This window comes from Paenibacillus sp. GCM10027630, assembly GCF_042676305.1.
GTDB lineage: Bacteria > Bacillota > Bacilli > Paenibacillales > NBRC-103111 > Paenibacillus_S.
Genome location: NZ_JBHTGY010000023.1, coordinates 24,110 through 35,081 on the forward strand (window position 1 = coordinate 24,110; position 10,972 = coordinate 35,081).

The 10,972-nt window shown below is 42.8% G+C and carries 9 protein-coding genes; 7 read left to right on the plus strand and 2 right to left on the minus strand.

The genetic code is table 11. The features are described from left to right. Nucleotides 1-48: 48 nt before the first annotated feature. The 3 genes from pnpS to ACFQ0C_RS11365 all read left to right on the plus strand — a co-directional run bounded on the left by pnpS (nucleotide 49) and on the right by ACFQ0C_RS11365 (nucleotide 3,935). Nucleotides 49-1,848 carry a two-component system histidine kinase PnpS gene (gene pnpS / locus ACFQ0C_RS11355; protein ID WP_379366810.1) on the plus strand — a complete coding sequence of 600 codons (1,800 nt, stop codon included), beginning with the start codon at nucleotides 49-51 and terminating at the stop codon, nucleotides 1,846-1,848. Nucleotides 1,849-1,893: 45 nt separating this feature from the next. Continuing rightward, nucleotides 1,894-2,619 (plus strand): response regulator transcription factor, encoded by a 726-nt coding sequence (locus ACFQ0C_RS11360; RefSeq protein WP_258216255.1) that lies wholly within the window; start codon nucleotides 1,894-1,896, stop codon nucleotides 2,617-2,619. 233 nt (nucleotides 2,620-2,852) lie between these two features. Then, nucleotides 2,853-3,935 carry a Gfo/Idh/MocA family protein gene (locus tag ACFQ0C_RS11365; protein WP_379366797.1) on the plus strand — a complete coding sequence of 361 codons (1,083 nt, stop codon included), beginning with the start codon at nucleotides 2,853-2,855 and terminating at the stop codon, nucleotides 3,933-3,935. Nucleotides 3,936-4,019: 84 nt separating this feature from the next. Here the strand turns inward: ACFQ0C_RS11365 and ACFQ0C_RS11370 are convergent, their stop codons facing one another. Both ACFQ0C_RS11370 and ACFQ0C_RS11375 read right to left on the minus strand, forming a co-directional pair. Next, the gene (locus ACFQ0C_RS11370) at nucleotides 4,020-5,039 is read right to left on the minus strand and encodes a cytochrome d ubiquinol oxidase subunit II (RefSeq protein WP_379366799.1); all 1,020 of its coding nucleotides are present in this window, start codon (nucleotides 5,037-5,039) and stop codon (nucleotides 4,020-4,022) included. After that, nucleotides 5,036-6,391, minus strand: coding sequence for a cytochrome ubiquinol oxidase subunit I (locus tag ACFQ0C_RS11375; protein ID WP_379366801.1), 1,356 nt, complete (start codon nucleotides 6,389-6,391; stop codon nucleotides 5,036-5,038). The genes ACFQ0C_RS11370 and ACFQ0C_RS11375 overlap by 4 nt, the downstream gene beginning before the upstream one ends. Before the next feature lie 535 nt (nucleotides 6,392-6,926). Between ACFQ0C_RS11375 and ACFQ0C_RS11380 the strand changes: the two genes are divergently transcribed. From ACFQ0C_RS11380 to pyrE, 4 genes are all read left to right on the plus strand, one after another. After that, nucleotides 6,927-7,916: a hypothetical protein gene (locus tag ACFQ0C_RS11380; RefSeq protein ID WP_379366803.1), complete on the plus strand. Its 990-nt coding sequence runs from the start codon at nucleotides 6,927-6,929 to the stop codon at nucleotides 7,914-7,916. Nucleotides 7,917-7,974: 58 nt separating this feature from the next. Beyond that, on the plus strand, nucleotides 7,975-8,448 hold the full coding sequence (locus ACFQ0C_RS11385) for a CPCC family cysteine-rich protein (protein WP_379366805.1): 474 nt from the start codon (nucleotides 7,975-7,977) through the stop codon (nucleotides 8,446-8,448). A 472-nt stretch (nucleotides 8,449-8,920) separates the two neighbouring features. Further along, entirely contained in the window at nucleotides 8,921-9,457 is a 537-nt protein-coding gene (locus ACFQ0C_RS11390) for a dihydrofolate reductase family protein (RefSeq protein WP_209979975.1), read from the plus strand. Nucleotides 9,458-9,714: 257 nt separating this feature from the next. Further along, nucleotides 9,715-10,440 carry an orotate phosphoribosyltransferase gene (gene pyrE / locus ACFQ0C_RS11395; RefSeq protein ID WP_379366808.1) on the plus strand — a complete coding sequence of 242 codons (726 nt, stop codon included), beginning with the start codon at nucleotides 9,715-9,717 and terminating at the stop codon, nucleotides 10,438-10,440. Nucleotides 10,441-10,972 lie beyond the last annotated feature (532 nt).

Below are 10,972 nucleotides of genomic sequence, written 5' to 3' on the forward strand. Positions count from 1 at the left end.
GAGTAAACTATTTATTCATATAACCTCAAGTGAAGGGACAAATGTATGATGCATAAATTTCGTGCCCGGCTTACATTGATATTTATTGTGCTGATCGGTTCTTCCGTCCTTATAGCAGGTCTATTTATGGCTCAGATGCTGAAGGATTCGCACATAGAAGCTTTGAAAGCGAACATGCAGCGAGAGCTTAAAATTATTCTGGTCACTCTGGATTGGAATAAGAATGGGTCGGATGAGGAGCAAATTCGATATTACACGGATCAAGCCAACAGGTTGAGGAAATCGGCTGATGCGCGCATTACCTACATTCGTGCGGATGGTAAGGTTCTGGGCGATTCCGATCATGCAGCGGCTGATATGGAGAATCATTCAGAACGCAAGGAAATTGTCGAAGCAAGAACCAATGGTACCGTCGGTTCGGATTCGCGCTATTCAGCCACAGTTGGCCGCAATACGCTGTATGTGGCAATACCGGTCAAGGAAAACGATCAAATCAAGGGCTACGTGCGCCTTGCTATGAGCTTGGTTGAGGTAGAAGCATCGATTAGACAGGTATGGCTGGGTTTGCTAATTGGCCTGCTGGTCGTATTTGCGCTTGCTGTATTAATTAGCTTTCGTGTGGCCTATAGCATTACAAAGCCGATAGAAATGATTACGAAGGTAGCTCATCAAATTACTAATATGAATTATAAGGCTCGCGTTCATGGACGTAAAAAGGATGAGGTTGGACAGCTCGGGCATGCGATCAATCGAATGGCAGACAGCCTGCAGCTGCAGATGAACCGGATTATTGAGGACGAAAGCCGCTTGAAAAGCGTGCTGGAGAATATGATCAGCGGCGTTATGATGATTGACCGTGACGGTAAAATCGTGCTGCTGAATCGTTCGGCAGAGGATATATTAGGCTTCTCATCCCAGGAGCTGCTGGGCAAAAAATTTGACGAGGCGAAGCAGCAGTTTGACTTTACCCAATTGATTCAGGAATGTTTTGACGTTCACGAGCATATCCGGGATGAAATGATTTTCTATTACCCGTCTGAGCGCATATTGGAAATTAACTTAAGCCCTATGTCTTTAGGTGAGGAAGAATGGGTAGGAGTTTTGATAGTGCTTCATGATATTACTGCGGTTCGGCGGTTGGAGCGGATGCGGAGTGAATTTGTCGCGAATGTGTCCCATGAATTAAAAACACCGATCGCTGCAGTTAAAGGCTTTGCGGAAACGCTTCTTGCCGGTGCCTTAAACGACAAAGAAACCGCTAAGTCGTTTTTGCAAATTATTTTTGATGAAAGCGAGCGTTTGAACCGGCTTATCGGTGATATTTTGGAGTTGTCCAAGATCGAGTCGAAACGTATTCCGCTGCAATTTTCACCGGTTCATATGCAAACCTTTGTAGGCAATTGTCTGCATGTTATGAATTCGGAAGCGTCCAAAAAGTCGATTGAGCTCGATATGATAGTAGACGAGAATTTGTACATTGAAGCAGATGAGGACCGGCTGCGGCAAATTATGATCAATCTGTTATCCAATGGCATCAATTACACACCTGAGGGTGGTAAAGTAAAAGTGAAGGTGGACTCTCTTCTTGGCGGAGGGGGCGCATCCGAAAATGAAAGAATTCGTATGACCATTTCAGACACCGGTATTGGCATTCCAAAGAAGGATTTGCCGCGTATCTTCGAACGTTTCTATCGGGTGGACAAAGCGCGGTCAAGAGTTTCAGGCGGTACCGGCTTAGGGCTGTCCATCGTCAAACATTTGGTTGAGCTGCACAGTGGGTCAATTAGGGTTGAAAGTGAAGTCGGTATGGGGTCGAAGTTCATTATCGAATTGCCGATTATTCATTAGTCATGCTATGATTGGTGTATACAGAAATTAAAGCGGGGGATTCCCATGCCACAAACTATTTTAGTTATTGAAGACGAGCCTACATTAGCAAGGCTGCTATCTTATAATTTATCGCAGGACGGTTATGAGACGAAGGTAGTGGATCACGGCAGCGATGGGCTTCAAATTGCTCTTCAGCAGTCGTTTGATTTAATTATTCTTGATATTATGCTTCCAGGGATTAATGGTTTTGAGATTCTATCCAAGCTAAGGCAAAAGGGCAATAAGACTCCAGTCATTATTTTGACTGCTCGCAATGCGGAAGAAGAGGTTGTACAGGGTCTTAAATACGGCGCTGATGACTATATTACGAAGCCGTTTGGTGTTGCTGAGCTGCTTGCACGTGTGTCTGCCGTATTGCGCAGAACGATGTCAGAGGAACAATTGCAAGAGAAGAATACCGCAGGAGAGAAGGTCATCACTGTTGGTGAACTGAACATCTATCCTGAGAAATACGAGGTTATGCTGAATGGCGAATCAATCTCGCTTAGACCTAAAGAGTTCGAAGTGTTGTTGTATCTCGTTCAGCGGCCAGGTGTTGTTGTAACAAGGGATGATTTGATGAACATCGTATGGGGCTTCGACTACATCGGTGGGCAAAGAACGGTAGATGTGCATGTAAGCTCATTAAGAAAGAAGCTCGAAATGAATCAGCAGAGCGTGCAGATCGAGTCGATTCGTGGTGTCGGCTATAAATTGGTCAGTACAAATACGAATATGAAGAAAAATTAATACCTTAAGCAGCAAGCCTTTTGAATGAAACATTCAAGGGGCTTTTTTGCGTTTGCAAAAAATTGAACCTGAGGCGGCCATTTCCCGGGAAATGGGCATAAGCCAAAATCGTATATAAGGTTAACAGGATTCGAAATATATTTTTGGTGGTTTCTTGTCTATACTAGGACTAGGTTATTTTGATCATAATGATAAACAAATTTGCTTTTTATCCTGAAGGAGGAGCAAGAAATATGTCGAAAACGTTTAGAATTGGAATTATAGGTTGCGGAGGGATTGCTAACGGCAAACATATGCCCGCATTAAAAAATCAACCCAATGCAGAAATGGTCGCCTTTTGCGATATTGATGTAAACAAAGCCCATGATGCAGCGAATAAGTTCGGTGTAGAGGGAGCTAGAGTATATGAAAATTATCGGGATTTATTAAATGACGGGTCTATCGATATTGTACACGTTTGTACACCGAATGATTCCCATGCGGAAATTTCCATTGCAGCTCTAGAGTCCGATAAGCACGTAATGTGCGAGAAGCCGATGGCCAAAACAGCTGCAGATGCAAGACGTATGGTGGAAGCTGCGAAACGTACAGGCAAAAAACTGACGATCGGTTATCAAAACAGGTTTCGTTCGGACAGCCAATATTTGAAAACAATTTGTGCCGAAGGTGATCTTGGAGAGGTGTATTATGCGAAAGCACATGCAATCCGCCGCCGCGCAGTACCGACATGGGGTGTGTTTCTGGATGAGGAGAAGCAGGGCGGTGGTCCGCTGATCGATATTGGTACCCATGCTCTGGATTTGACCTTGTGGATGATGGACAATTATAAGCCTAAGGCAGTGCTGGGAACTGCTTTTCACAAGCTTTCCCATAAACCGAATTCAGCCAATGCCTGGGGAGCCTGGGATCCTGAAAAGTTTACCGTTGAAGATTCCGCCTTCGGGATGATAACTATGGAGAATGGTGCTACCATAGTATTGGAGTCCAGCTGGGCGATTAATATGCTGCAAACAGGTGAAGCCAAAACAACCTTGTGCGGAACAGAAGGCGGTGCCGATATGCAGGATGGTCTTCGTATTAACGGAGAAAAACACAGCCGCTTATACATGAATCAGATCCAATTGGATGCTAAAGGCGTAGATTTCTACGATGGGAAGAAAGAAAGTCCTGCCGATTTGGAGGCTCGCTTATGGCTTGAAGCCGTTGAGCAGGATAAGGATCCGGTTGTAACTCCTGAGCAAGCTTGTGTTGTATCCGAAATTCTTGAGGCTATTTATGAATCCTCCAAAACAGGTAAAGCTGTATATTTTGACTAAGAAATGGTTTTGATTTGAATAAAAAAAGGCTATCCAACAAGTAGGATGACTTGTGGATGGCCTTTTCTTATAATTTATATAACCTTATTTCCCATGCTTGCCCTGAACATAATTTGCGTTAAACAAGAACAGCCGCATCAACAAGTACAAGGAAGGAATAAGCAGCATTAGTCCGGCTATAAAGGCAATTATCAGCGCAATCCCCATACTTGGACTTGTGATGCTCTCATGGATCGAGATCATGGGGTATAAGATATAAGGTAAATGTGAAGCCCCATATCCAAAGAAGGCCAATGCGAATTGCAGCATCACCGTCAGGAATGCTAACCCGAGACGTTTGCGATGCCAAATCAGGTAAGTAGCGACCAGGAAGCATAGGAATGACAGCACGAACATCCAGGATAGATCAAGCATCTGTTCAAAATGCCAAGGATTATGCCGTTGTATTGAGAAAAATACAAGCAGACTGCTAAGAATAGTAGGTATGCTCCATCCAAGAGCGAAGCCGCGCAGCACTTCCATAGCCTTATAGTCCTTTGCTTTGTCAGCATAGTAGGTTAAGAAAGCTGCGGATATAAACAAAACACTGACGAGCGATAAAATAACGACAGACCAGGCATAAGGACTTGTAAAAAGCTTGCTGTAGAGCAATGTTACCTGATTGCCCTTTTCCTCGATATAACCTCCCTCTGAGATCGTCAGCACTATGGATAAAGAGGCGGGAATAAGCAGTCCGCTAGCTCCGTACAGCAGCATATAGAATTTATTATCCTTGGAACCGTAAGTGCTAAAGGCATAATATGAGCCACGAATGGCTAACAGTATGATAGCAATGCTGCCTGGAATTAACAGCGTAGTACCCAGGTAATAAGCTGTATCCGGAAAGAAGCCGACCATCCCGACCATAAAAAAGATCAAGAACACATTGGTCACTTCCCACACTGGGGAGAGGTAGCGTTCGATAATGCCATGCACTAAATGCTTTCTTCCGGTAAGCATGCTGTAGTAGCTGAAAAAACCAGCTCCAAAATCGATAGAGGCAACGATCAAATATCCATATAGAAAAATCCAGAGAACGGTAATTCCTATCAGCTCGATATTCATTTATGCGGGCCTCCTTCAATACCATTCTGCTCCAATTCCTGTTCAGGAGTATAGCTTCGGAACATACGGCGAAGTATGATCCAGACGGTGAAGCCAAGTACGATATACAATAAGGAAAAAAGCAGCAGCATCCAGTCCACATTAGCAGAGGTCGTGGCACCATGCACGGTTTTCATATAGCCGCGCAAAATCCATGGCTGTCGACCGGCCTCAGCGAAAATCCAACCGCATTCAATGGCGAGCATGGCGAGCGGACCTGACCATACAATGCAGCGAAGCAGCCAACGAGGCAGTGGCCTTCCTGTGTTTTGGCGCGATTTGCGGTTGATCCATAAGTATGCGATACATAGTACAATCGATAAGCCGCCAATGGTAACCATAATATCGAAGAAATAATGAATATAAAGCGGCGGTCGAAGCTCTTTTGGTGTTTCGTTCAGTCCTTGAACTACAGCATCCGGCTTGCCATAGGCCAGTATACTTAGAGCATAGGGCAGCTTTAAGGCATAGCGAATTTCATTGTTTTCACCTAATACACCGCCAAAAACAAGTGGGGCTTTCTCGGCAGTCTCAAAATGCCATTCGGCTGCAGCAAGCTTTTCCGGTTGATACTCAGCCAGAAATTTGCCGGACAAGTCACCGATAAAAGCGGTAGATAAGGAGAAGATTAGTCCGCAAACCATCGTCAGCTTCAGCGCTTTTTGATAGTAGATGTGACGTTTACCGGCGAGCAGTGCTACAGCGGCTATAGCTGCAAGCACGAATGCGCTGGTCATATAGGCAGATGAGAGTACATGTGCCGTTTTGGTAGGCGTCGCAGGATTGAACATAGCAACTATCGGATCGATATCAATTATCGTGCGACCGGACAGCTTGAACCCTTGGGGAGTGTTCATGAACGCATTGACAATGGTGATAAAAAAAGCGGATGCACTGGATCCTATAATAACTGGAATTGATATAATAAAATGTGTCCAAGGATTGCGGAACCTATCCCATGTATACAAATAAATGCCAAGAAAGATCGCTTCGAAGAAGAAAGCGAATGTCTCCATAAACAGCGGAAGCGCAATGGCTTGACCTGCAATCTGCATGAAGCTTGGCCATAATAAATTCAGCTGCAGACCGATGGATGTACCGGTAACAACACCGACGGCTACGGTGATTACAAAGCCTCGCGCCCAGCGGCGAGCCAGCAGCGTATAGTGAGGGTCTTTACGCTTTATCCCTAGAAATTCAGCGATGGCAATCATAACTGGAACCCCGACCCCGATGGTCGCAAAAATAATATGAAAGCCCAGCGTTAGCCCAGTAAGTATTCGGCTGTACACGGCCGGATCGTAGGACATCATGGTACATCAGCTCCTTATTTTGTAGTACATGTTATTGTATTACCCAAACGGTTATATTATTTATTATAAACGTGACATGTGATATTTTTCACAACATATTTGAACGAGTTTTGACTAAACGGTTACGAAATGATGAATCGAAAGGGTTTGTGATTAGGGAAAATAAAGTTCTTTAATGGAAAATAAAGTTCTTTAACGGAAAATAGAGTTCTTTAATGGGAAAATAAAGTTCTTTAATGAAGTTTACAAAAGTAAACAGTCGTAACTTAACTAGACAGGAAATGAAAGGAAGAGCTGGGACTATCGATGGACGCCGAGCCAATAGTAGTTGTGGGGTATAAACGATGAAGTCTCAGTTGGAAAAGTAATAGTGTTTCCGCGTACGACACATGTGGAGTGCTGTTCACTACTAGTGAGGAACGATTAAGAATAAGATGTATTGGTGTTCAGACCCTTCCTACCGTTGGAAGGGTTTTTCTTTTGGAAATGGAATATTAATCCTTATGGGCAAAGCTATTTGAACGGAGTGGGAATAATGGGACAAAGAGCGAATTTAATTATTGTCAGGAATAAATCTTACGAGTTGTATTACAGTCACTGGTGTGCGAACACTCTGCCAAAAGATTTATTTTGGGGAGAACAGTATGCCATTAAATTTATCGAGATGCAGACAAGGGTTGATGAATCAGGATGGTTAGATGATGTTTGGGCAGAAGGTGGGGCAATTCTTGATTTAGATAAAAAGAAATTAATTTTCTATGGTGGTGAGGATATACTGCACGACATCCCACTAAGGAATCTCTATTTAGAACTTATGAGGAATACTTGGCATGAATGGGAAATCCAATGGGCTTACGAAGGCATAGTAGATTTAGCAACATATGTTGGTTACCCTAAGGAAAAAGTATTAACAAGTTCTGAAGATGATATAAATGATTTAAGTCTAGCACCACCTGAAGAGAAGAACTGGGTTAATACGGTGGCAAGTTTAAAGTTCTCACAAAACGAATTACTTCTGTTTCCGTTATGTGGGGGAATAGACGTTTATTTATCATATGGACCTGATTTGATTAACAAAATAGATAAATCCTATGGTTATAAAAGTATTTCCTTAGATGAATGGTCTAAGGATTTCCCTGTGGGGGGCTTCCATATTGATATCATGTCGAAAAGATTAGAGTTTTGGCATGCTAATGATATTCCAAACATATCTCAAGAACTTCAATCAAAATGGTCTGATTGGGAAGTCATTGAAAATTATAGCAATTACGAAACACAATATAAAAGTACTAATGGACTGCTAAAGTTTCAAGATATCAGTCAACATCAATTATTGGAGGAATTAAAGATTATTCTGTTGAAGGAATCATCGAATCCTTTAGATGCGTTAGAGTACTTTGTAAAAAAAGAATCAGATGCAGGAAGAAAGGTAGAAATAAGCCCTCACGCTTTGAGATATGATAGATATGAATTACCCAAGAATGTTAGAGAAGAGATACTAGACTATGCCATAAATAATTTATAGTTAGCCCCCTCGTCAGCCCAAATAATAGTGATATCTGAAAAGGAAAGGTAAGTGTCAAATGAATCGGCATAATTGTCCCTGTTGTGGTTATCCCACACTAGAAGAAAGACGGGGGTGGGAAATTTGTTGTTTATGTAATTGGGAGGATGATGGACAAGATGACCCCCATGCAGACAAAGTTTGGGGCGGTCCGAATCAAGACTATTCACTTACAGAGGCTAGGGAGAACTTCAAAAAATACTACATCATGTATAGAGATAGACGAAGAATCCTAAAGCAAACGGATAAAGAAATTCAAACAAAGAAAAGTTTAATTAATGCATTTGAAAAACTTACGACCGCAAATAATGAATCTGTTCAACAAATATGGCAGGAAATCGATTCCTTCGAAAAGGTACTAGATGATATTGTTCACGAAAGTACAGAACGCTACAGCAATAACATAGAGAAAAATCAAGGAATCATAAACCTAATTAATTCCGATAACCCTGACACCATAGTAAGAGGCTTGCTTTCCCTAGCAGGTAAATAAAACAAATCGCAGTCATCAAAGTAGATCGGCAAATATAAGTTGTCATTTGGAGATTACGTTAACGAGGAATTATTGCTCAATAAGCAACAATAACGAGGCTATCGTCATAGATCGGTAGCCTCGTTACGTTACGGGGAACGATAGTTTAATATAAAGGGTTCCGCATATTATACATGACTAATATGCGGAACCCTTTATTATGACTGAAATTTATAAATTTAGGTCTTAATAAACTGAAATAATAAAGTAGTAGACTGACGACATCGCTAAACTAACTGGCAGAATTGTTTAATTTAACATCCTTCGTTAAATTAAATTTGTATTCGGTCAGGCCAGGACTGTGCACATTAGCAATCCATGAGAAACCGGACATGCTGTTGGATGATAAAATGTAGACATAAAGGAGGCTGCATTTGGAACGTGTAATCTTGATGATGAATGTGCAAGAAAACCAGGGAGGAGAGTCAGTCGCATGGCAAAGATCGTTTTCGCATTGAACCAGTCTTTGGACGGATTCGTCGACCACGACCACACGGCATTTCAGCCCGACCCCGTGCTATTCCGTCATTTCATCGACGACGTGCGCGGCCTAGCGGGCAGCCTGTACGGGCGCCGCATGTACGAGACCATGCGGTATTGGGACGGAGACCATTTTGAATGGGATGCGCCGGAACGGGAATACGCAGCGGCGTGGCAAAGCAAACCGAAGTGGGTGGTGTCGAGGACGTTAAAGTCCGTCGGTCCGAACGCTTCTCTGATCGAGGGCGACCTCGCAGCGGCCATACGTGGGCTGAAGGCTCAGCATGAGGGGGAGATTGAAGTTGCCGGGCCGGAGTTGGCCCACAGTCTAACGGAGCTCGGTCTCGTTGATGAGTATCGACTCTATCTCCATCCAGTCGTGCTGGGTCACGGCAAGCCGTTCTTCGCCGGTCCGCGGCCGCCGCTGCGCCTCGTGGCAAGCGATCGAATTGGCGAGAAGGTGATCAGGTTGACCTACGTTCCAGCTTAGTTGTGCGGTTGACCCAGCGGCCTAAAGGGCACGTTACTTTAATAGGGATTCTCCGGCTGTAGCGGCAGTCAGAGGATCCCTTATTCTTTAAAATTTGTTCAGTTATGCGAAATGACATANAAAACTTTACTTTAACAGAAAGTTGCAGTTTGCCACGGCAGCTGCTCTTTATGGTTATTAAGCAAAAGGGCAGCTTTGTCATGTTAAAAAATAGCCTATTATGGTAAAATTGGGGAAAATATTGAAAGGGAATAGACATGGATAAAATCACCTTAGTAAATGAGATTTTTAAAGCGGCACATTTTGTAGGTATGAGCATTAAGGGTCAATTCATTGAATTTATGGTAAGGTCTGAAGTTCTCATATTTGGTGACTTTGTGGCAAAGAGCGGTAGGAAGACTCCATACATGATAAACACAGGAAACTTTCAAACTGCGAAACAACTTTTTACATTAGGAGAATACTATGCTGATAGTATACATTCAAATCCCAATATATCAGCCAATGTTCTTTTCGGACCAGCTTATAAGGGAATTCCTTTATCGGTTGCTACATCTATTGCTTTATATAACAAATATGACAAAGATATATCGGTTTGTTTTAATAGGAAAGAGAAGAAGGATCACGGTGAAGGTGGGGTAATCATTGGATATACCCCAAAAGTTAACGATCGTATAGCAATTATTGAAGATGTAATAACCGCTGGTACTGCTGTCCGGGAAAGTATTGGGATACTCCAGAGTATTGCAAATGTAAGTATCTCTAATTTAATCGTTTCAGTTGACCGATTAGAGAGGGGACTTAGCAATAAAACAACGCTCCAAGAACTGAAAGATGACTACGGTATAGAAACCAATGCCATTGTAACTATTGAAGATATCCTTACATACCTATATAATCGTGAAATTGATGGGAAAATTGTTATTGATAAGGTTATAAAAAATAAGATTGAAGATTATCTAAACCTTTATGGTGTTAGGTAATAAACAGCTAGTTCTTAGTTGGTCATTATGCTCCCATGAAAATTAAATTGGCTCAAAACCAGTAAAAGAGCATAAGAAAACAGACCCAGCATTAAACTTTTTAAAAAAAGGCTGAGCCACGTGAGTAATCATATAAGTTGGAGCAAACGATTACTGACAACAAGTAAAGGCCAGGCTGGTGCAACAACCAAAAAAGGATTAATCTCCCATAAGTGCTACCCATATCGGGTGCGACATTCTGTGATGCACCGTGGTGGTCGGAGTCAGACTAACGGTTGGGCTCTATGGCACCATAGCTTATCGACCTTCTTCGCCAGCCCTACAAGCAGTATAGACTGGGGAATCCATTTTCATCCTCTGTGGTGCAGCGCTGATATTGCGCTGCATGAATGGCTAACGGGTACGATAGTTCAATAAATAGCGGCAATCTAGGACTTGCGCGCCTAGCCAAGCTAGGCACAACTTGCCGGTGAAAGTCCGGTCGGAGTAAAGGCCAAGCTGCTCCGTAGCTAACAGACGGCTTGGAAGAGAG